This window comes from Streptomyces sp. NPDC006624 (assembly GCF_040611555.1).
Classification (GTDB): domain Bacteria; phylum Actinomycetota; class Actinomycetes; order Streptomycetales; family Streptomycetaceae; genus Streptomyces.
In genome coordinates, this window is the sequence record NZ_JBEXOM010000009.1 from 83,194 (window position 1) to 103,040 (window position 19,847).

14 protein-coding genes and 1 pseudogene are annotated in these 19,847 nt (G+C 73.0%); 4 read left to right on the plus strand and 11 right to left on the minus strand.

Features of this window, described 5'->3' with window-relative positions; genetic code table 11:
* Positions 1-117: 117 nt before the first annotated feature.
* Complete coding sequence (locus tag ABZY20_RS18625; protein WP_356442615.1) at positions 118-2,955, plus strand: glycoside hydrolase family 3 C-terminal domain-containing protein; 2,838 nt, start codon at positions 118-120, stop codon at positions 2,953-2,955.
* A gap of 97 nt (positions 2,956-3,052) precedes the next feature.
* On the opposite strand, the gene ABZY20_RS18630 is transcribed toward ABZY20_RS18625, so the two are convergent.
* The 3 genes from ABZY20_RS18630 to ABZY20_RS18640 all read right to left on the minus strand — a co-directional run bounded on the left by ABZY20_RS18630 (position 3,053) and on the right by ABZY20_RS18640 (position 8,607).
* On the minus strand, positions 3,053-4,498 hold the full coding sequence (locus ABZY20_RS18630; protein WP_356442616.1) for an aldehyde dehydrogenase family protein: 1,446 nt from the start codon (positions 4,496-4,498) through the stop codon (positions 3,053-3,055).
* 122 nt (positions 4,499-4,620) lie between these two features.
* Positions 4,621-6,285, minus strand: a complete 1,665-nt coding sequence (locus tag ABZY20_RS18635) for a PucR family transcriptional regulator (protein ID WP_356442617.1) — start codon at positions 6,283-6,285, stop codon at positions 4,621-4,623.
* A gap of 189 nt (positions 6,286-6,474) precedes the next feature.
* Positions 6,475-8,607, minus strand: a complete 2,133-nt coding sequence (locus ABZY20_RS18640) for an ATP-binding protein (protein WP_356442618.1) — start codon at positions 8,605-8,607, stop codon at positions 6,475-6,477.
* Between the two features lie 251 nt (positions 8,608-8,858).
* Between ABZY20_RS18640 and gabT the strand changes: the two genes are divergently transcribed.
* Both gabT and ABZY20_RS18650 read left to right on the plus strand, forming a co-directional pair.
* Positions 8,859-10,193 carry a 4-aminobutyrate--2-oxoglutarate transaminase gene (gene gabT, locus ABZY20_RS18645; protein WP_356442619.1) on the plus strand — a complete coding sequence of 445 codons (1,335 nt, stop codon included), beginning with the start codon at positions 8,859-8,861 and terminating at the stop codon, positions 10,191-10,193.
* Positions 10,194-10,334: 141 nt separating this feature from the next.
* Positions 10,335-10,551 (plus strand): annotated as a pseudogene (locus tag ABZY20_RS18650) (phosphoesterase); the annotation flags it as partial.
* A gap of 12 nt (positions 10,552-10,563) precedes the next feature.
* On the opposite strand, the gene ABZY20_RS18655 reads toward ABZY20_RS18650, so the two are convergent.
* Positions 10,564-11,181 carry a DinB family protein gene (locus ABZY20_RS18655; RefSeq protein ID WP_356442620.1) on the minus strand — a complete coding sequence of 206 codons (618 nt, stop codon included), beginning with the start codon at positions 11,179-11,181 and terminating at the stop codon, positions 10,564-10,566.
* 80 nt (positions 11,182-11,261) lie between these two features.
* On the opposite strand from ABZY20_RS18655, the gene ABZY20_RS18660 reads away from it, so the two are divergent.
* On the plus strand, positions 11,262-11,921 hold the full coding sequence (locus ABZY20_RS18660) for a phosphatase PAP2 family protein (protein ID WP_356442621.1): 660 nt from the start codon (positions 11,262-11,264) through the stop codon (positions 11,919-11,921).
* Position 11,922: 1 nt separating this feature from the next.
* Here the strand turns inward: ABZY20_RS18660 and ABZY20_RS18665 are convergent, their stop codons facing one another.
* The 7 genes from ABZY20_RS18665 to ABZY20_RS18695 form a co-directional block, all read right to left on the minus strand.
* Positions 11,923-12,378, minus strand: coding sequence for a hypothetical protein (locus tag ABZY20_RS18665; RefSeq protein WP_356442622.1), 456 nt, complete (start codon positions 12,376-12,378; stop codon positions 11,923-11,925).
* A gap of 165 nt (positions 12,379-12,543) precedes the next feature.
* A complete protein-coding gene (locus ABZY20_RS18670; RefSeq protein ID WP_356442623.1) occupies positions 12,544-13,962 on the minus strand; it encodes an FAD-dependent oxidoreductase in 1,419 nt (472 codons plus the stop codon).
* Between the two features lie 18 nt (positions 13,963-13,980).
* A complete protein-coding gene (locus ABZY20_RS18675) occupies positions 13,981-14,781 on the minus strand; it encodes an ABC transporter permease (protein WP_356442624.1) in 801 nt (266 codons plus the stop codon).
* A complete protein-coding gene (locus ABZY20_RS18680) occupies positions 14,782-15,711 on the minus strand; it encodes an ABC transporter permease (RefSeq protein ID WP_356442625.1) in 930 nt (309 codons plus the stop codon). It lies immediately after the preceding gene.
* The gene (locus ABZY20_RS18685; protein ID WP_356442781.1) at positions 15,711-16,856 is read right to left on the minus strand and encodes an ABC transporter ATP-binding protein; all 1,146 of its coding nucleotides are present in this window, start codon (positions 16,854-16,856) and stop codon (positions 15,711-15,713) included. The genes ABZY20_RS18680 and ABZY20_RS18685 overlap by 1 nt, the downstream gene beginning before the upstream one ends.
* Before the next feature lie 5 nt (positions 16,857-16,861).
* On the minus strand, positions 16,862-18,109 hold the full coding sequence (locus ABZY20_RS18690; RefSeq protein WP_356442626.1) for a spermidine/putrescine ABC transporter substrate-binding protein: 1,248 nt from the start codon (positions 18,107-18,109) through the stop codon (positions 16,862-16,864).
* 55 nt (positions 18,110-18,164) lie between these two features.
* Positions 18,165-19,700 (minus strand): gamma-aminobutyraldehyde dehydrogenase, encoded by a 1,536-nt coding sequence (locus ABZY20_RS18695; protein ID WP_356442627.1) that lies wholly within the window; start codon positions 19,698-19,700, stop codon positions 18,165-18,167.
* Positions 19,701-19,847: the final 147 nt, after the last annotated feature.

Genomic DNA, 19,847 nt, shown 5'->3' on the forward strand with positions numbered 1-19,847 from the left:
CTTTCCTGTGCACTGCTTGAAGTGATGGCGCCGCTCCCTTGACACTCGACCCGGCGTCGACCCAGCATCGAAGCGCTTCGAAAGCGCCTCGCCGCTCCATCGCAAAGGGAATCCCACGTGACCGCACCCACGCCGCCCGTGCCGCCGTTCCGCGATCCGCGCCTGCCGTTCGCGGACCGTGTCGAGGACCTCCTGTCGCGGCTCACGCCGGAGGAGAAGACCGCGTTCCTGCACCAGTTCGCCCCCGCCGTCCCGCGGCTCGGCATCGGCGCGTTCCGCACCGGGCAGGAGGCCCTGCACGGGGTGGCGTGGATGGGCCCGGCGACGGTGTTCCCGCAGGCGGTCGGCCTCGGCGCCACCTGGAACCCGGAGCTGGTGCGGCGCGTCGGCGACGCGGTGTCCCGGGAGGTGCGCGCGATGCGCGCCAAGGACGACCGGGTCGGCCTCAACGTCTGGGCCCCGACGGTCAACCTGCTGCGCCACCCCCTGTGGGGCCGCAACGAGGAGGGCTACTCGGAGGACCCGAAACTGACCTCGGCGATCGCCACCGCCTACACGCACGGCCTGCGCGGCGACCACCCGGCCTACTGGCGCACGGCGCCCGTGCTGAAGCACTGGCTGGCCCACAACAACGAGACGGACCGCTCCACGACGTCGAGTTCGGTGCGCCCGCGCGTGCTGCACGAGTACGACCTGCGGGCCTTCCGCGAGACCGTCGAGGCGGGCGCGGTGGCCGGGGTGATGCCCGCGTACAACCTGGTCAACGGCCGCCCCAACCACGTCTCCCCGTACCTCGCCGAGCACCTGCGCACCTGGACCGACGAGGAGCTGCTGGTCTGCTCGGACGCGGGCGCGCCGAGCAACCTGGTGGACTCCGAGCACTACTTCGACACCCACGAGGAGGCCACCGCCGCCTCCCTGCTCGCGGGCGTCGACAGCTTCACCGACCACGGCACGGACTCCTCGCGGATCACCGGGCGGCTGCGCGGCGCCCTGGAGCGGGGCCTGCTGACCGAGGCCGACCTCGACAGGGCCGTCCGCCGCCAGCTCTCGGTGCGCTTCCGGCTCGGCGAGTTCGACCCGGAGGACGACCCGCACGCCGCGACCGGCGCGTTCGACACCCCGGCGCACCGCGCCCTCGCGCAGGAGGCCGCCGAGCAGGCGATCGTGCTGCTGCGGAACGACGGGCTGCTGCCGCTCGCCGCCGGCACCCGGATCGCCGTGGTCGGGCTGCTCGCCGACGAGTGCAAGCTCGACTGGTACAGCGGCACCCTGCTGCACCGCTCGACCCCGCTGGAGGGACTGGCCGGGCGGTTCGGCGCGCGGCAGGTGGAGTTCGCGGAGGGCGTGGACCGGGTCCGGCTGCGCACGGCGGCGGGCACGTTCCTGCACGTGCCCCCGGCCGAGGACGCCCCCGACGCGGTGCGCGGCGCCGAGGGCGCGCTCGACCCGGCGCTGCTGTCGGGCCGCACCGACCTGCCTCCGCTCACCACGGACGCGGCCGGCACCGAACTGGCGCTGGCCGACTGGGGCGAGGGGGTGCTGACGCTGCGCGACCCCGGCGGCCGCTATGTGTCGGTCGCGGAGGACGGCTTCCTGCGCGCCTCCGCCGACCAGCCGGGCGGCTGGGTCGTCCAGGAGACGTTCCGCCTGGAACCGCACGGGAGCGGGCACCTCCTGAGGCATCTGGGGACGGGCCGGCACGTGTGTGTCTCCGCCGACGGCGTGAAGGTTGCCGAGCAGGAGCCCGAGGTGTTCGAGCTGGTCGTCGCCGAGCGCGGCGAGGACGCGGTGGCGCGGGCCGCCGCGGCGGCCGACGTGGTCGTGGTGGTCGCGGGCAACGACCCGCACATCAACGGCCGCGAGACCGAGGACCGGACGACGCTGCGCCTGCCCGGGCACCAGGAGCGGCTGCTGCGGGCCGCCCGCGCGGCCAACCCGGCGACGGTGCTGGCGCTGGTCTCCTCCTACCCGTACGCGGTCGACGCGGCGGACCTCCCGGCCGTGCTGTGGACCGCGCACGGCGGCCAGGCGGCCGGCACCGCCCTGGCCCGCGTCCTGGCCGGCGACGTCGTTCCCGCCGGCCGCCTCCCGCAGACCTGGTACGCCGACGACGCCGACCTGCCGGGCCTGCTCGACTACGACGTGATCGGCAGCCGCCAGACGTACCTCTACTTCGAGGGCACCCCGCTGTTCCCGTTCGGCCACGGCCTGTCGTACACGTCGTTCGCCTACGGCGGCCTGACCGCGCGGGCCGAGGGCGAGGCGGTGCGCGTCCGCTTCACCGTCACCAACACCGGCGACCGGGCCGGCGCCGAGGTCGCCCAGCTCTACGGCCGGGCCGTGGCGGCGTCCGTGCCGCGTCCGCGCCGCGAACTGCTGGGCCACCGCCGCGTGGTCCTCGGCCCGGGCGAGACGGCCGAGGTGAGCATCGACGTCCCGCTGTCCGCCTTCGCGTTCTGGGACGTGGCGCAGGACCGCCCGCGGGTGGAGCCGGGCCCGTACGAGCTGCTGGCCGGGGCGTCCAGCGAGGACGTCCGGCTGCGGACGGTCCTGACGCCGGCGGGCGAGCCGGCCCTGCCGCGCCCGGTCGCCGCGGACGGTCTGGCCCCGGCCGGCTTCGACGAGCAGAGCGGCATCGAGATCGTCGACCGGACGAAGGCGGCGGGCGACGCGGTGACGCCGGTGGACGGCGGGACGGGTGAACTGGTCTACCGCGCCTGCGACTTCGGGACCGGCGTGGCGCAGATGACGGTGGAGGTGTCCGGCGGGGGCACGGTCGAGGTGTCCCTCGACGACGGCCCGCTGCTCGCGGCGCTGTCGACGGCCACGCCCACCCCGGGCCCGTACGACTACGTCGTGCTGGGCGCGCCCGTCGCCGCCGCGGGCGTGCACGACGTGCGGCTGAGACTGCGCGGCCCGCTGCGGCTCGCGCACGTCGGCTTCTCCGGTTGAGGGTCCGGAACAGGCCGGCGTACAGAAGGGGCCCGGCACCGGAAGGCATCGGTGCCGGGCCCTTTCGCGGAGCCTATATGGAAATGGTTCCCATGTACTAGAGGGTGATGCCGGTGAGGACCATCACGCGCTCGTAGGTGTAGTCCTCCATGGCGAAGCGCACGCCCTCGCGGCCCACGCCGGACTGCTTGACGCCGCCGTACGGCATCTGGTCGGCGCGGTAGGAGGGCACGTCGCCGATCACCACGCCGCCGACCTCCAGGGCCCGGTGGGCGCGGAAGGCGGTCTGCAGGTCGTGGGTGAACACGCCCGCCTGCAGGCCGTACTTGGAGTCGTTGACGGCGGCGAAGGCCTCGGCCTCGCCGTCCACCTTCTGCACGGTGAGGACCGGCCCGAAGACCTCCTCGCAGGAGAGCGTCACACCGGCCGGCACCTCGGCCAGGACGGTCGGGGCGTACGAGGCGCCGTCGCGCTTGCCGCCGGTGAGCAGCCGGGCACCGGCGTCGACGGCCTCCTGGACCCACGTCTCGACGCGCCGGGCGGCGTCCTCGCTGACCAGCGGGCCGACGTCCGTCTTGTCGTCGCTCGGGTCGCCCGTGACCTGCGCCTCGACGGCGGCGACGATGCGCGGCAGCAGCCGGTCGTACACGGAGGCGTCGGCGATCACCCGCTGGACGGAGATGCAGGACTGGCCGCCCTGGTAGTTGGAGAAGGTGGCGATGCGGTTCGCCGCGTGGTCCAGGTCCGCGTCGCTCGCCCAGTCGGCGAGGACGACGGCCGCGCCGTTGCCACCCAGCTCCAGGGTGCAGTGCTTGCGCGGCACCGAGTCCATGATCGCGTAGCCGACCTTCTCGGAGCCCGTGAAGGAGATGACGGGCAGGCGCTCGTCCTGCACCAGGGCGGGCATCTTGTCGTTGGCGACCGGCAGGATGCTCCAGGCGCCCGCGGGCAGCTCGGTCTCGGCCAGCAGCTCGCCGAGGATCAGGCCGGACAGCGGGGTGGCCGGGGCGGGCTTGAGGATGATCGGGGCGCCGGCGGCGACGGCCGGGGCGACCTTGTGGGCGCACAGGTTCAGCGGGAAGTTGAACGGCGCGATGCCGAGGACGACGCCCTTCGGGAAGCGGCGGGTCAGGGCGAGCCGGCCCTGGCCGCCGAGGTCGGTGTCGAGCCGCTGGGCCTCGCCGCCGTTGAACCGCCGGGCCTCCTCGGCCGCGAACCGGAACACGGACACGGCCCGGCCGACCTCGCCCCGCGCCCACTTCATGGGCTTGCCGTTCTCGGCGGAGATCAGCCGCGCGATCTCCTCGGTGCGCTCGGCCAGGCGCTTGCTGACGTGGTCGAGGGCGGCGGCCCGCACGTGCGCGGGGGTGGCGGCGAACTCGTCCCGCACCGCGTACGCGGCGGCCACGGCCTCCTCGACCTGCGCGTCCGTCGGCACGCTCACCGTACCGACGAGCCGCCCGTCCCAGGGCGAGACGACGTCGAAGGTGTCCTCGCCGGTGGCCTGGCGGCCGGCGAGCCAGAAGGCGTGGGTGGAGGTCATGTTCGTTCCGGCCCTTCGGCGTTGGGGGTGGTCCAGTACTGCGGGATCCACGGTAGGCGCGGGGTGGCCGGAGGGCGTTTGTCCGAGCCGTAGCAGTGGCGGCCGGGCACACTACGGTTTGGCTAGTCCGTGGAGGTCGCCTTGAGGGCCAGCCACAGCTCCATGCGGACGTCCGGGTCGTCCAGGGAGCGGCCGAGGATCTCCTCTACCCGGCGCATCCGGTAGCGCAGGGTGTGCCGGTGGACGCCGAGGTCGGCCGCCGCCGCGTCCCACTGGCCGTGCCGGGACAGCCAGGCGCGCAGCGAGGCGACCAGGTCGCCGCGGCCGGTGGCGTCGTGCTCGTACAGCGGGCGCAGCATGCCGTCGGCGAACGCCCGTACGGCGTCGTCGGCCAGCAGCGGCAGCACGGACCCGGCCGCCATCTGCTCGTGCTCCACGAGCACGCGCCCACGCCGCCGCGCCACCGACAGCGCCTGCTCGGCCTGCTTGTACGCGGCGGACGCGGCGATCGGCCCGGCCGGTGCCGACAGGCCCACGACGAGCCCGTCCTCCTCGCCGCCGGGCGCCTTCTCGCGCCCGCCGGCCCGGGCCGTCTCCAGGGCGGCCGCGTACGCGCCGCAGGCCGCCGCCGCGGCGCCGCCGTCCACGGCCAGCACCACCAGCCGCTCCCCCTCCGGCACGGCCAGCACGGCCTCGCCGGCCCGGGCCGCAGCGGACTCGACGACGTCGGCCAGCACCGCCAGGGGGTCGCCGTCGGTGCCGGTGGCGGCCGGGGTCCGCTCGCCGGCCGGGGTGCCGCCCGCCCGGGCCCCCGCGCGGGCCAGTGCCACGGACGCCGGCACCGGCACCCGCTCGGCGACCATCATCCGGAACGGCGCGTCCAGCAGCCCGCCGAACAGGTCGCCGGCGACCGCGCGGGCGTGGTCCGGCTCCCCCGCCAGCAGCATGCGCAGCACCGCGGCGCCGATCCGCTGCTCGGCCTCCTGCAGGGACCGGGAGCGTTCCGTGGTGAGGGTCAGCAGCGCGACGGCCGAGTGGACGGCGTACCGCTCGGCGGTGCCGAGGGCGGCTGCCGTCCCGACGGCGAGGGCCGCGCGGGGCCGCCGGCCGGTGCCGACGGAGTGCAGTTCGACCCGGTCCTCGTTCTCGGGCCCGCCGACCACCGACGAGGCGGGCGCGGGGCGGTCCCGCAGCCGCTGCACGTCGCCCGTGAGCCGCGCGGCCCGGCGCCCCGCCCATTCCGGGGCCGTGGCGACGACCGCGCCCGAGGCGTCGTACAGCGCCGCCCAGCCGTCGACCTGCTGGGCCAGCGCGGTCAGCAGCCCCTCCGGGCCGCCGGTCTGCGCCTGCCGGGTCAGCTCGCGCTGCGCGGCGAACCCGGCGGTGACGGCCCGGTACTGGTCGGCGGCGATGGCGGCGGACACGGCCTTGCTGATGGCGAGGAACGGCGTGCGGCGCGGGACCTCCAGCAGCGGCAGGCCCTCCTCCTCGGCGGCGTCGACGAGCGCCTTGGGGATCTCCTCGTAGTTGACGCCGACGGCGAAGCCGAGCCCGACCACTCCGGCGCCGGCCAGCCGCCGCACGTAGCGGCGCATGGCCTCCGGGTCCTCGGCGTCCAGCTTGAGCGCGGTGATCAGCAGCAGCTCCCCGCCCTCCATGTAGGGCACGGGGTCGGCGAGCTCGCTGACGTGCGCCCAGCGGACCGGCACGTCGAGGCGGTCCTCCCCCGCCCGCACGGTGAGTTTCAGCGCGGAGTGGTGGACGAGCGAGGCGAGCGTCGGGGGCATGAGGCCTTCAGGTCTGCGTCAGGGCTGTGTGATCTCTGTGCTCGTTTGGCCGCCGCGTATGAACGACCTGTGATGATTCTGCCTCACCGTACGGTCCCCGTGTACCGGGAGAGGCCGGTCCCCGCGTACCGGGAGAGGCCGGTCCCCGCGTCCCGGCTCCCCTGCTCCCGCGCGGCCGGCCGGCGCCCGTCACCCCCGGAGGTTCACCAGCAGCGGCGGCGCGTGCTCGCCGTCCACATCCGTCAGCGACAGCACCGCGTGCCCGGCGGGAACGCCGTGGGCGAGCTCGGAGGCGGACCAGCGCTCACGCTCGACCTGGCGGACGGTCACGGCCCGGGCGGTCGGGGCCTTGCCGGTGATGACCCGCCGCACGGCGTGCAGCGCCTTGCCCGCCGGGGTCTCGGCGATGATCTGCCGGTCGGTGACGTCCCGCGCCTCGGTCCACTCCTTGCCCCACACCTCGGCGAAGTCCTGCCCGTCCCAGGGCGTGAGCCCCGACAGCGCCATCCGGCAGCCGGTCGCCCCGAGCAGCGGCCCGCGCAACGGCCGGGGCACGTCGTCCAGCGTCCGCAGGGTCAGCACGACACCGGCGTTGCCGGAACGCAGCCGCTGGATGCCGCGCACGGCCTCGGGGGTGACGACGCCGGTCGCGTCGTCCAGCACCAGACAGGCGAACAGCGACCGGTCCTCCCGTACGGCGACACTGGCCGTGAACTGCGCCAGCACCAGCCGGGCCAGCATCCGGGAGGCGTCGGCGTGCCCGCGCTGGGGCAGGTCGATCCGGACGCGCACGGGATGGTCGAGGGCCTTCAGCGTGAAGGGCCGCGACTGCCCGGAGGTGTCGAAGAACCCGGCGAAGGCGGGCCGGTCGAGCAGCGCGACACGATCGGCCAGCACCCCGCCGACGTCCCCCGGCTGTCCCATCTGCCGCTCCCGGGCGTCGAGTTCCCGCAGCAGCGACTCCTGCCCCGCGTCCTGCAGCCCCTGCCGCAGCGCGGCGAACGGCCCGGGCGCCCCGTCGAGCAGCTGCCGCAGCTCCGGTACGGAGGGAAAGCGCCCGTGGACGGCGCGGAACGGCCCGAGCAGCTGGGCGAGCACGGTCGTGGAGCGCCGGCTGTCGCTGCCCGGATGCGGATCGGCCAGGTCCCCGACGAGCCCCTCGGCGAGCACGGCCGCGGCCTCGTCGGGGTCGTTGCCGCCCCCATACAGATCGAGGTCGTACTCGGACTCCTGGTTGCCGATCCGCACGACGACGTCGTAGGCGTCGGCGGGCCCGAGCCCCGCCCCGGCGGCCCCGACGACGACCACGGCGGCCCGCCCGGCCAGGGCGTGCAGGCACAGCGACTCGGCGACGGGGCGGACCACCGCCCCGGTCTTGCCGGAGCCCGCGGGGCCGACGGCGAGAAGGGAGGTGCCGAGGAGGTCGGGGCCGAGGGCCAGGCCCGCTCCGCGGTAGGCGTAGGGGTTGCGGGCGTCGTCGACCGTGGTGCCGAGCCGGACCTGGCCGGTGACCAGGTCGTGCAGCGCCACCCGGGCGGGCAGGTCCCGCTCTCCGGAGGGGTGGAGGCAGGCGGCCGCGCCGTCCCTGAGCACGGCGCCGCTGAAGGTGGCGAGGCTGTGCCGCCCGGTGCGCACGCCCTGCCAGGCACGGAGGATCCGGGCGTGGTCGACGTCCTTCATGAACCCCGAGCGGGCGTCGGCGGCGAGCCGCTCGGCGGCGTCCGCGGCTCCCGCGGCGCGCAGCTCGTTCCACTGGGCCGGGTCGTCCTGGGACGCCGGATCGGCCGCCTGGACCTCGGGCCGGCGGAAGCGGGGGGCGACGAAGCGGCGCCACACCTCGCCCCAGCGGCCGAGCCGGGCCACCCCGACCATGATCGCCAGAGCGACGAGCAGCTCGTAGCCCCGGTAGACCAGGAACGTGCCGGTCTCGCCGAGATCGCTGTCGCCGCCGCGCCAGGCGTCGGGGACGATCAGGTCGAACGGCACCCACCACCAGGAGCCGAGGTACCCGTTCTGCAGCAGCGACCAGATGAGCCATCCCACCAGGAAGGCGATCAGCGCCCCGCTCAGCAGCTGCCGGGTGGGGATCTCCTCGGGCGCCTCGGCGGGCCGCGGCCGGTGCCCGAAACGCCACACGCCGGGCCCGGCGTCGGGCCGGGGCGTGCGCAGCCAGGCGAGGAACGCCGAGCCGTCGGGCGGCGGCGGGGCCGCCGGTGCCCGCGGCGGCCGGGGAGGCATCGCGGGCACCTCCGGCGGTCCCGCCGGACGCGGCACGGGATGCGCGTGCGTACCCCGGGCCTCCTGTGTCCCGTCGCTGTCCATCGCCCCTGCCCCCTGACCAGCCGCTCCGTCCACCATCAGCGAGCCAATCTAACGCCCCCGCCTGGGGAGTTCACCGCTTACGCGGCCGCGTCGTGGGCAGCAGCCCACCAGAGCGCCATGTCCACCCCGGACAAGCCGCTGTGCCGACAACGCCCACATGGAGCATGCCCACCCCCCTCCCCCCGTCCTAGCCTGCGAGAAAAGAAGTCTCCGGTCTGTACAAGTCCCTCCGCACCACCCAGGAGCCCCCCATGAGCGCACTGCCGCAGGAGCGTCGCGTCGTCACCGCCATTCCCGGCCCGAAGTCGCAGGAGCTGCAGGCCCGCCGCACCGCCGTGGTCGCGCAGGGTGTGGGGTCGGTGCTGCCCGTGTTCACGGCCCGCGCGGGCGGCGGGATCATCGAGGACGTCGACGGGAACCGGCTGATCGACTTCGGGTCGGGCATCGCCGTGACCTCCGTCGGCGCCTCCGCCGAGGCCGTCGTGCGGCGGGCGACGGCGCAGCTCGCCGACTTCACGCACACCTGCTTCATGGTCACGCCCTACGAGGGATACGTCGAGGTCGCCGAGGCGCTCGCCCAGCTCACCCCGGGTGACCACGCCAAGAAGAGCGCGCTGTTCAACTCCGGCGCCGAGGCCGTCGAGAACGCCGTGAAGATCGCGCGTGCCTACACCAAGCGGCAGGCCGTCGTCGTGTTCGACCACGGCTACCACGGGCGCACCAACCTGACGATGGCGCTGACCGCGAAGAACATGCCGTACAAGCACGGCTTCGGCCCGTTCGCGCCCGAGGTGTACCGGGTGCCGGTGGCGTACGGCTACCGCTGGCCGACCGGTCCGGAGAACGCCGGCCCCGAGGCCGCCGCGCAGGCGATCGACCAGATCAGCAAGCAGGTCGGCGCCGAGAACGTCGCCGCGATCATCATCGAGCCGGTGCTCGGCGAGGGCGGCTTCATCGAGCCGGCCAAGGGCTTCCTGCCCGCGATCCGGAAGTTCGCCTCCGACCACGGCATCGTCTTCGTCGCCGACGAGATCCAGTCCGGCTTCTGCCGCACCGGCCAGTGGTTCGCGTGCGAGGACGAGGGGATCGTCCCGGACCTCATCACCACCGCCAAGGGCATCGCCGGCGGTCTGCCGCTCGCCGCGGTGACCGGGCGCGCCGAGATCATGGACGCCGCGCACGCGGGCGGCCTGGGCGGCACCTACGGCGGCAACCCCGTCGCCTGCGCGGGCGCGCTCGGCGCGATCGAGACCATGAAGGAGCTCGACCTCAACGCCAGGGCCAAGAACATCGAGGCCGTGATGAAGGCGCGCCTGTCGGCCATGCAGGAGAAGTTCGACGTCATCGGCGACGTCCGCGGCCGCGGCGCGATGATCGCCATCGAGCTGGTCAAGGACCGCGCCACCAAGGAGCCGAACCCGGAGGCGACCGCCGCGCTCGCCAAGGCCTGCCACGCCGAAGGCCTGCTGGTCCTGACCTGTGGCACCTACGGCAACGTGCTCCGCTTCCTGCCGCCGCTGGTGATCGGCGAGGACCTGCTGAACGAGGGCCTCGACGTCATCGAGCAGGCTTTCGCGCGCATCTGAGCCCTCGTCGATGCAGGTGAGCCGCTCCGGTCGCGTGCCGGGGCGGCGAGCGGCAGACGGTGTGAAGAAGGTGTGCGAGGTGGATGGCAGGGCGTCTCGCGGCCTGTCCTGGGCCCCGCCCCTGTCGTAGGTTCTACCCAGATGAGAGATACACCCCGCCCACAGGGGACTGTGGGTGACATCAGGCCGGGGCCTCCCCAGCTTCGACCTGGTCGTGCCCTCGCGCACACAACCGGAGCCTGAGGCTCTGGATCTCCTCACGATCGGACGGTCGCCCGCCCCAAACCCCCCGGGGCGCGCGACGTTCCGGTCCTGCGGCCGCCTCGGAACCACCCCCCCTGTTCCGGGGCGGCCGGCCTCCTCCTCCTTCTCAGGCACCCGCGCGGGACCGGCCGTCGCCGGCTTCCCGCGCGGCCCGCTCCAGCCGGTGCCGGTGGCGCTCCCACTCCGCCCGGTCGCCTTCCGGCACGCTGCTCGTGCCCGGTGTCAGGCCGACGCTCCCGTCGATGAGTTCGCGCACGATGTCGGCGTGCCCGGCGTGCCGCTGGGTGTCGGAGATCACCCGCGCCAGGACGTGGTGCAGCGTCACCTCACGCCGCTCCTCGGGCCACCACGGCACCTGGCCGACGTCGTCCAGCGCGAGTGCCTCGACCGTGCCGGCGGCGTGCCGCCACGCCGCGCGGTAGAGCCCGACGATCTCCTCGCGGGTCTCGTCGGGTGTGGCCCACATGTCCGCGTGGGGTTCGGCGTCGCGCGTGTACCACCAGGACGGCGGTTCCCCGTCGAAGTAGGGCCGCCCGAAGGTGTCCCCGAAGTACCCCAGTTCCACCCCGGCGACGTGCTTGACCAGTCCCAGCAGATTGGTGCCGGTCGGCGTGAGCGGACGGCGGACGTCGTACTCGGAGAGCCCTTCGAGCTTCCACAGCAGCGCGTCGCGCGCGTCCTGGAGGTAGCGCAGCAGGTCCGCTTTCGGGTTCGGTCCGTTCATGCCGGGCAGTGTCGCACCCGGCACCGACATCCCGATCCCGCGCGGCGGCGGGCGTCCGCGGCCGTGCCAAGCTGGGCCCCATGCCGATCTCCGCGAACCGGGACCGTCCCGCGCGCCCGGGCCCGGTCGCCGCGCTGCTCGCCGTCCCGGCGCTGCTGTTCGCCCTGATCACCTGGCAGGTCGTCGCCGACGGACCGCTCGTCCGGCTCGACGAGCGCGCCAGCCGTGTCCTGGTGAACCCGGACCGCTGCTCCGAACTCCTCGCCGACCTGGGCAACATCGAGGTCGCGGTCCCGGTGCTCGCCGTCGCGCTCGGATACGCCGCGCTGCGGGCCCGCCGGGCCGGTGCGGACCGCTGGTGGCTGCCGGCCGTCGCGGCGGCCGTGCTGATGGTCCTGGTCCCGGCGCTGGTCGTCCCGCTCAAGGAGCTGACGGACCGTCCCGGCCCCCCGGCCGTCCCGCCCGCCACCGGCTACTACCCCTCCGGTCACACCGCCACCGCCGCCGTCGCCTACGGCTCGGCGGCGCTGCTCCTGCTGCCCCGGCTCCGTGCTCCCCTCGCCCGCGCCGTCCTGCTCGCCGTCTGCGCCGCCCTCGTCCTCGGCGCGAGCTACGGGCTGGTCCGGCGCGGCTACCACTGGCCGCTGGACGTCGTGGCCAGCTGGTGCCTGGGGGCGCTGCTGCTGACGGCGCTGTGGCTGTTCCTCCGCCGGCCGGAACCGCCGGGGCCGTCGCCCTAGGTCACCGGTCGCGCCGCCCGGTCGCCAGCGCCGCCGCCTCGTGCATCGCCAGTTCCAGCAGGGCCGGGTCGGTCAGCAGGCCCGAGCCGTCCGGGGGGACCAGCCAGCGGACGCCGCCGGGTGAGGAGCGGCCCGGGTACGGCACGACGATCCAGGTGCCGGGGCCCGCCGTGCGGATGCCGGTGCCGAGCCAGCGGGCGGCGGTGCCCGGCGGGACGAAGAACCCCATGCGCGCGTCCCCGAAGTCGACCAGCACGGGGCCCTGCCGGTCGAGGACGCGGCTGAGCACGTCCAGCGTGGCGTACCCGAGTTCGGCGGGCAGGATGAGCACGTCCCAGGCGCTGCCCGCCGGCAGCAGCGCCACCCCGAGCGGGTGGCGCTCCCACTCCCGGCGGCAGGCCCCGGGATCGGGTGCGACGGAGGAGAGCCACTCGACCGCCGTCTTCGCCCCTGTCATCAGAACGACCCCCTGTCTGCCTCGTGCGGCTCGTGATCCCGCGGACGCGCTGCGCGTCCGCGGGGACGTCACGAGGGAGAGGGGGCCGGTGCGGGGTCATTACGCGGGTTCCGGCACCCCGATGGAGTGAACCGGCTCACACCACCGGGCCGTTCCGCCGCCGGTTCAGCTGTCGAAGCCCAGCCCCAGCCGGTCCATCGTCCGCAGCCAGAGGTTGCGGCGCCCGCCCCGGGCGTCGGCGCGGGCCAGGGACCACTTGGTGAGGGCGATGCCCGTCCAGGCGAAGGGCTCGGGCGGGAAGGGCAGCGGCTTCCTGCGGACCATCTCCAGCTCGGTCCGCTCGGTGCGCTCACCGGACAGCAGGTCCAGCATCACGTCGGCACCGAACCGGGTGGCGCCGACCCCGAGCCCGGTGTACCCGGCCGCGTACGCCACCCTGCCCTGGTGGGCCGTGCCGAAGAACGCCGAGAAGCGGGAGCAGGTGTCGATCGCGCCGCCCCAGGCGTGGGTGAAGCGGACGCCCTCCAGCTGCGGGAAGCAGGTGAAGAAGTGCCCGGCGAGCTTGGCGTAGGTCTCGGGCCGGTCGTCGTACTCGGCGCGGACGCGGCCGCCGTAGGGGTAGATCGCGTCGTAGCCGCCCCACAGGATCCGGTGGTCGGCGGACAGGCGGAAGTAGTGGAACTGGTTGGCGCTGTCGCCGAGGCCCTGGCGGTTCTTCCAGCCGATCGACGCGAGCTGGTCCTCGGTGAGCGGCTCGGTCATCAGGGCGTAGTCGTAGACCGGGACGGTGTAGGAGCGCACGCGCCGGACCAGGTTGGGGAAGATGTTGGTGCCCAGGGCGACCCGGCGGGCGCGGACGCGGCCGTAGGGGGTGCGCACGGCCATGCCCGGGCCGTAGGGCTTCAGGTCGAGCGCGGGGGTGTGCTCGTAGACGCGGACGCCCAGCCTCACGCACGCCTGCTTCAATCCCCAGGCGAGCTTGGCGGGGTTCAGCATGGCGACGCCCCTGCGGTCCCACAGGCCCGCCTGGAAGGTGGGTGAGTTCACCTGCTCCCGTACGGCGTCGGCGTCCAGGTACTCGACGCCGTCGGCGAGACCGCGCCGGGAGGTCTCCTCGTGCCAGTCGCGCAGTTCCCGCGCCTGGTAGGGCTCGGTGGCCACGTCGATCTCGCCGGTGCGCTCGAAGTCGCAGTCGATGGAGTGCCGGGCGACCGCCGCCTCGATGGCGTCGAGGTTGCGGGCGCCCAGCTCCTGGAGCGTGTGGATCTCGCCGGGCCAGCGGGCGAGACCGTTGGGCAGGCCGTGGGTGAGGGAGGCGGCGCAGAACCCGCCGTTGCGGCCGGAGGCGGCCCAGCCCACCTCGCGGCCCTCCACCAGCACCACGTCCCGTCCGGGGTCGCGCTCCTTGGCGTTCAGCGCCGTCCACAGTCCGCTGTAGCCGCCGCCGACGACCAGCAGGTCGCAGGTCTCGGAGGTGGTGAGGGCGGGTTCGGCACGGGGCCGGCCGGGGTCGTCCAGCCAGTACGGGACGGGCTGGGCGTCGGAGAGCGAACGAGTCCACCGGTTCATGGCGCTCGGGGCCATGATTTCAACTCCCTACGGTCATGCCTTTTGTCTGTTGCGGCGGTTTCCGACCGCCATGGAAACCAGCACGAGCAGCACGGCGATGACGAACATGGCCGTTCCGATCACATTGATCTGGACGGGCGTTCCGCGCTGCGCCGAACCCCAGACGAACATGGGGAAGGTGACGGTCGAGCCGGCGTTGAAATTGGTGATGATGAAATCGTCGAAGGAGAGCGCGAAGGCGAGCAGCGCGCCCGCGGCGATTCCGGGTGCCGCGATCGGCAGGGTGACCCGGACGAAGGTCTGGAACGGGCCCGCGTAGAGGTCCCGCGCGGCCTCCTCCAGTTTCGGGTCCATCGACATCACGCGTGCCTTGACGGCCGTGACGACGAAACTCAGGCAGAACATGATGTGCGCGATGAGGATCGTCCAGAAGCCCAGCTGGGCGCCCATGTTGAGGAACAGGGTGAGCAGCGAGGCGGCCATGACGACCTCGGGCATCGCCATCGGCAGGAAGATCAGCGAGTTCACCGCGCCGCGGGCGCGGAACCGGTAGCGGACCAGCGCGAAGGCGATGAGTGTGCCGAGGAGGGTGGCGCCGAGGGTCGCCCAGACGGCGATCTGGAGGCTGACCGACAGCGAGCCGCACAGGTCGGAGACCCCGCAGGGGTCCTTCCAGGCGTCCAGCGAGAACTGCTGCCACTCGTAGTTGAAGCGCCCCTTCGGCCGGTTGAAGGAGAACACCGTGACGATGACGTTCGGCAGGAGCAGATAGCCGAGGGTCAGCAGTCCCGCGATGACCACGAGATTTCTCTTGAGCCAGTTGACGAAGGGCATTTAGACCAGATCCTCCGTCCCGGACCTGCGGATGTAGAGGGTGACCATGAGGAGGATGGCCGCCATGAGGATGAAGGAGAGCGCCGCCGCCGTCGGGTAGTCGAGCACTCTGAGGAACTGCGTCTGGATCACGTTTCCGACCATGCGGGTGTCGGTCGAGCCGAGCAGGTCGGCGTTGACGTAGTCACCGGCCGCCGGGATGAAGGTCAGCAGCGTGCCGGAGACGACGCCGGGCATCGACAGCGGGAAGGTGACCTTCCGGAAGGTCGTCCAGGGCCGCGCGTACAGGTCCCCGGCCGCCTCGTGGAGCCGGCCGTCGATGCGCTCCAGCGAGGTGTAGAGCGGCAGGATCATGAACGGCAGGAAGTTGTACGTCAGACCGCAGATGACCGCCAGCGGGGTGGCCAGCACGCGGTCCCCGGCGGTCAGGCCCAGCCAGCTGGTCACGTCCAGGACGTGCAGCGTGTTGAGGGCGCCGACGACCGGGCCGCCGTCCGCGAGGATCGTCTTCCAGGCCAGGGTGCGGATCAGGAAGCTGGTGAAGAACGGCGCGATCACCAGGATCATGATCAGGTTCCGCCAGCGGCCCGCCCGGAAGGCGATCAGATACGCCAGCGGGTAGCCCAGCAGCAGGCACAGGATCGTCGCGGTGCCGGCGTAGAGCACCGAGCGGACGAACTGCGGCCAGTACTCCGACAGCGCCTCCCAGTACGTGGCGAAGTGCCAGGTGACCTTGTAGCCCTCCTCCAGGGAGCCCGTCTGCACGGACGTGGAGGCCTGGTAGATCATCGGCAGCGCGAAGAACACCAGCAGCCAGAGGATGCCGGGCAGCAGCAGCCAGTACGGGGTCAGGCGGCCCCGGCGCCTCGGCGGCTTCGCTTCGGGCGCCTGTGGGGTGAGCGGCGGTGGCGCCTCGGTGAGTGTCGACATCAGGCCGCCTCTTCCACTCCGGCGTCGGCGTCCTGGGCGGCGTCCAGGCCGAAGGTGTGGTCCGGGTTCCAGTGCAGGACGACCTCGGCGCCGGGCGCGAGCCGGGGGTCGCGGTCGATGTTCTGGACGTAGACCTCGAAGTCCGTGCAGACCGGGCTGTCGACCACGTACTGCGTGGAGACGCCGATGAAGCTGGAGTCGGCGATCCGGCCGGTGATGCGGTTGCGGCCCTCCGGGATCTCCCCGGCGTCGTCCGCGTGCGTGAGGGAGATCTTCTCCGGGCGGACGCCGACCAGCACCTTGCCGCCGGTGGCCGCCGGGGCGGAACAGCGCGCCTCGGGCAGGACCAGCTTGCCGCCGCCCGCCTTCAGGACGATCTCCCCGCCGCTCGTGGAGTCGACCTCGGCCTCGATGAAGTTCGAGGTGCCGAGGAAGTTCGCGACGAACGTGGTGCGCGGGTTCTCGTAGAGGTCGGCCGGGGAGCCGAGCTGCTCGACGCGGCCCGCGTTCATCACGGCGACCGTGTCGGCCATGGTCATGGCCTCCTCCTGGTCGTGCGTGACGTGGATGAAGGTGATGCCGACCTCGGTCTGGATGCGCTTGAGCTCCAGCTGCATCTGGCGGCGCAGCTTGAGGTCGAGGGCGCCGAGCGGCTCGTCGAGCAGCAGCACCTTGGGGTGGTTGATCAGCGCGCGGGCCACGGCGACGCGCTGCTGCTGGCCGCCGGAGAGCTGGTGCGGCTTCTTGCGCGCCTGCTCGCCGAGCTGGACCAGTTCCAGCATCTCCTCGACCTGCTTCTTGACCGACTTCAGGCCGCGCCGGCGCAGGCCGAAGGCGACGTTCTCGAAGATGTCGAGGTGCGGGAAGAGCGCGTAGGACTGGAAGACCGTGTTCACCGGGCGCTTGTACGGCGGGAGTCCGGTGACGTCCTGGTCGCCGAGCGAGATGGTGCCGGCGGTGGGCTCCTCCAGGCCGGCGATCATGCGCAGGGTGGTGGTCTTGCCGCAGCCGGAGGCGCCGAGCAGGGCGAAGAAGGAGCCCTGCGGCACGGTCAGGTCGAGCGGGTGGACGGCGGTGAAGGAGCCGTAGGTCTTGGCTATGCCCGTGAGGCGGACGTCGCCGCCGGGGCCGGTGGTGTTCGTCATGGTGGTCACGCCCCCGTCAGCTTCGCGAACTTCGCTTCGAACTCGGTCTCTTCCTTCGAGCTCAGCGAGCGGAAGGCATGCGACTTGGCCGCCATGGCCTTGTCGGGGATGATCAGCGGGTTGTTCGCCGCGTCCTCGTCGATCTTCGCCAGCTCGGCCTTCACGCCGTCGACGGGGCACACGTAGTTGATGTACGCGGCCAGTTCGGCGGCCGGCTTCGGCTCGTAGTAGAAGTCGATGAGCCGCTCGGCGTTCGTCTTGTGCCGGGCCTTGTTGGGGATCAGCAGGTTGTCGGTGGACGTCATGTAGCCGCTGTCCGGGATGAGGAAGTCGATGTCGGGGCTGTCCGCCTTCAGCTGGACGACGTCACCGGCCCAGGCGACACAGGCGGCGAAGTCGCCGCTGGTCAGGTCCGAGGTGTAGTCGTTGCCGGTGAAGCGGCGGATCTGGCCCTTGTCCACGGCCTTCTGCAGGCGGGCGATGGCCGCGTCGTAGTCGTCGGCGGTGAAGTCGGCCGGGTCCTTGCCCATGTCGAGCAGCGTCATGCCGACGCTGTCGCGCATCTCCGACAGGAAGCCGACGCGTCCCTTGAGCTTGGGGTTGTCGAGCAGGTCGGAGATGGACTTCACCTCGACGCCGTCGAGGGCCTTCTTGTTGTACGCGATGACGGTGGAGATGCCCTGCCAGACGTAGGAGTAGGCGCGGCCCGGGTCCCAGTCGGGGCTGCGGAACTGGGCCGAGAGGTTGGCGTAGGCGTTCGGCAGGTTGCTCGGGTCGAGCTTCTGCGCCCAGCCCAGGCGGATGAGGCGGCCGGCCAGCCAGTCGGTGAGGACGATCAGGTCGCGGCCGGTGTCCTGGCCCGCGGCGAGCTGCGGCTTGATCTTGCCGAAGAACTCGTTGTTGTCGTTGATGTCCTCGGTGTACTTGACCTTGATGCCGGTGCGCTCGCGGAACTGCTCCAGCGTCGGGTGGCGCTTTCCGCTGTCGTCGACGTCCATGTACTCGGTCCAGTTGGAGAAGGTCACCGTCTTCTCCTTGGCCGAGCGGTCCTCGGCCGGGACGCCGCCCTGCGACTGACCGGCCGCCGGGATGCCGCAGGCGCTCAGTGTCCCGAGACCGCCGGCGGCGAGCGCGCCGCCCGCGGAGGCGCGCAGCAGGGAGCGCCGGGTGAGGGCGGCCCTGCCGTTGGTGAAGCTGCGCCGCATGGCGGCCACTTGGGCCGGGGACAGGCGGTCGGGCTCGTACTGCTCCATGCGCGTGGTGCCCTTTCGGAGGGTGGGCGGCCGCGGGTCGGGCGGCCTGCTACGACTATCGGTCCCCGAAGACGGTGCGGTGCCAGTCCTTCGCGGCCACCGCGGTGTTGTCGAACATGACGTGCTTGATCTGGGTGTACTCCTCGAACGAGTACGCGGACATGTCCTTGCCGTAGCCGGAGGACTTGTAGCCGCCGTGCGGCATCTCGCTGATGATCGGGATGTGGTCGTTGACCCACACGCACCCCGCCTTGATCTCGCGGGTGGCCCGGTTGGCGCGGTACACGTCCCGGCTCCAGGCGGAGGCGGCGAGGCCGTAGGGGGTGTCGTTGGCGAGCGCGATGCCCTCGTCGTCGGTGTCGAAGGGCAGCACGACCAGGACCGGTCCGAAGATCTCCGACTGGACGACCTCGCTGTCCTGGGCGGCGCCGGCGATCAGGGTGGGGCGGTAGTAGGCGCCCTTGGCGAGTTCGCCGCCGGGTGCCTCGCCGCCGGTGACCACGCGCGCGTAGGACCGGGCCCGGTCGACGAACCCGGCGACCCGGTCGCGCTGGGCGTGCGAGACGAGCGGCCCGAGGTCGGTGCCGGCGGCGAAGGGGTCGCCGAGCCGGACGGTCTCCATGAGCGCCGCGGTCCGCGCGACGAACTCCTCGTACAGCGGCCGCTGCACGTACGCGCGCGTGGCGGCCGTGCAGTCCTGCCCGGTGTTGATGAGCGCCCCGGCCACCGCGCCGTGGGCGGCGGCCTCCACGTCGGCGTCGTCGAAGACCACGAACGGGGCCTTGCCGCCGAGCTCCAGGTGCAGGCGCTTGACGGTGGCGGTGGCGACCTCGGCGACGCGCCTGCCGACGGCGGTGGAGCCGGTGAAGGAGGTCATGGCCACGTCGGGGTGGCCGACGAGGTGCTCCCCGGCCTCCTTGCCGGTGCCGGTGACGATGTTGATCACACCGTCCGGGATCCCGGCGTCGGTGGCCGCCTGCGCGAAGAGCAGCGAGGTCAGCGGGGTGAGCTCGGCGGGCTTCAGGACGATGGTGTTGCCCGCGGCGATCGCCGGGAGGATCTTCCAGGCGGCCATCTGCAGCGGGTAGTTCCAGGGCGCGATCGACCCGACGACCCCGATGGGCTCGCGCCGGACGTACGAGGTGTGGTCGCCGGAGTACTCACCGGCGGACTGGCCCTGCAGGTGCCGGGCGGCACCGGCGAAGAAGGCGGTGTTGTCGATCGTCCCCGGGACGTCGAACTCGCGGGTCAGCTTCAGCGGCTTGCCGCACTGCAGCGACTCGGCGCGGGCGAAGTCCTCGGCCCGCTCGGCCAGGACCGCGGCGAAGCGGTGCAGCGCGTCGGACCGCTCGCCGGGGGTGGCTCCCGCCCAGCCGGGGAAGGCCGCGCGGGCGGCGGCGACGGCCCGGTCGACGTCGGCCGTGCCCGCCAGTTCGTAGGTGAGGACCTCCTCGCCCGACGCCGGGTCGACGACCGCGTGCGTCCGGCCGGAGGTGCCCCTGGCCGGGCGGCCCGCGATGAACTGCGCGCCCGCCGCGAAGCGCTCCTCGGCCGGGAATCGGTCCGGGGTGGCAGTGCCCGGATTGTGCATGTGGCTCTCCTCCGTGTCCCCACTGGGGCCGGCGTGGCTCAGGCTCGATTTGAGTGCCGATCCTGACAGAGGGACGACAGGCCAACAAGGGATTCCGTTGTTTATTTTTGGTTACGCGACGGAATCTGTCGACCAGGTGTCGAGTCC

Coding starts and splice junctions, on each gene's coding strand:
- ABZY20_RS18690 (WP_356442626.1), bottom strand. CDS start 18,109: ATGGAGCAGTACGAGCCCGACCGCCTGTCCCCGGCCCAAGTGGCCGCC.
- ABZY20_RS18685 (WP_356442781.1), bottom strand. CDS start 16,856: ATGACGAACACCACCGGCCCCGGCGGCGACGTCCGCCTCACGGGCATA.
- ABZY20_RS18655 (WP_356442620.1), bottom strand. CDS start 11,181: ATGAACGGACCGAACCCGAAAGCGGACCTGCTGCGCTACCTCCAGGAC.
- ABZY20_RS18630 (WP_356442616.1), bottom strand. CDS start 4,498: ATGACCTCCACCCACGCCTTCTGGCTCGCCGGCCGCCAGGCCACCGGC.
- ABZY20_RS18670 (WP_356442623.1), bottom strand. CDS start 13,962: ATGGCCCCGAGCGCCATGAACCGGTGGACTCGTTCGCTCTCCGACGCC.
- ABZY20_RS18665 (WP_356442622.1), bottom strand. CDS start 12,378: ATGACAGGGGCGAAGACGGCGGTCGAGTGGCTCTCCTCCGTCGCACCC.
- ABZY20_RS18635 (WP_356442617.1), bottom strand. CDS start 6,285: ATGCCCCCGACGCTCGCCTCGCTCGTCCACCACTCCGCGCTGAAACTC.
- ABZY20_RS18680 (WP_356442625.1), bottom strand. CDS start 15,711: ATGTCGACACTCACCGAGGCGCCACCGCCGCTCACCCCACAGGCGCCC.
- ABZY20_RS18660 (WP_356442621.1), top strand. CDS start 11,262: ATGCCGATCTCCGCGAACCGGGACCGTCCCGCGCGCCCGGGCCCGGTC.
- ABZY20_RS18640 (WP_356442618.1), bottom strand. CDS start 8,607: ATGGACAGCGACGGGACACAGGAGGCCCGGGGTACGCACGCGCATCCC.
- ABZY20_RS18675 (WP_356442624.1), bottom strand. CDS start 14,781: ATGCCCTTCGTCAACTGGCTCAAGAGAAATCTCGTGGTCATCGCGGGA.
- gabT (WP_356442619.1), top strand. CDS start 8,859: ATGAGCGCACTGCCGCAGGAGCGTCGCGTCGTCACCGCCATTCCCGGC.
- ABZY20_RS18695 (WP_356442627.1), bottom strand. CDS start 19,700: ATGCACAATCCGGGCACTGCCACCCCGGACCGATTCCCGGCCGAGGAG.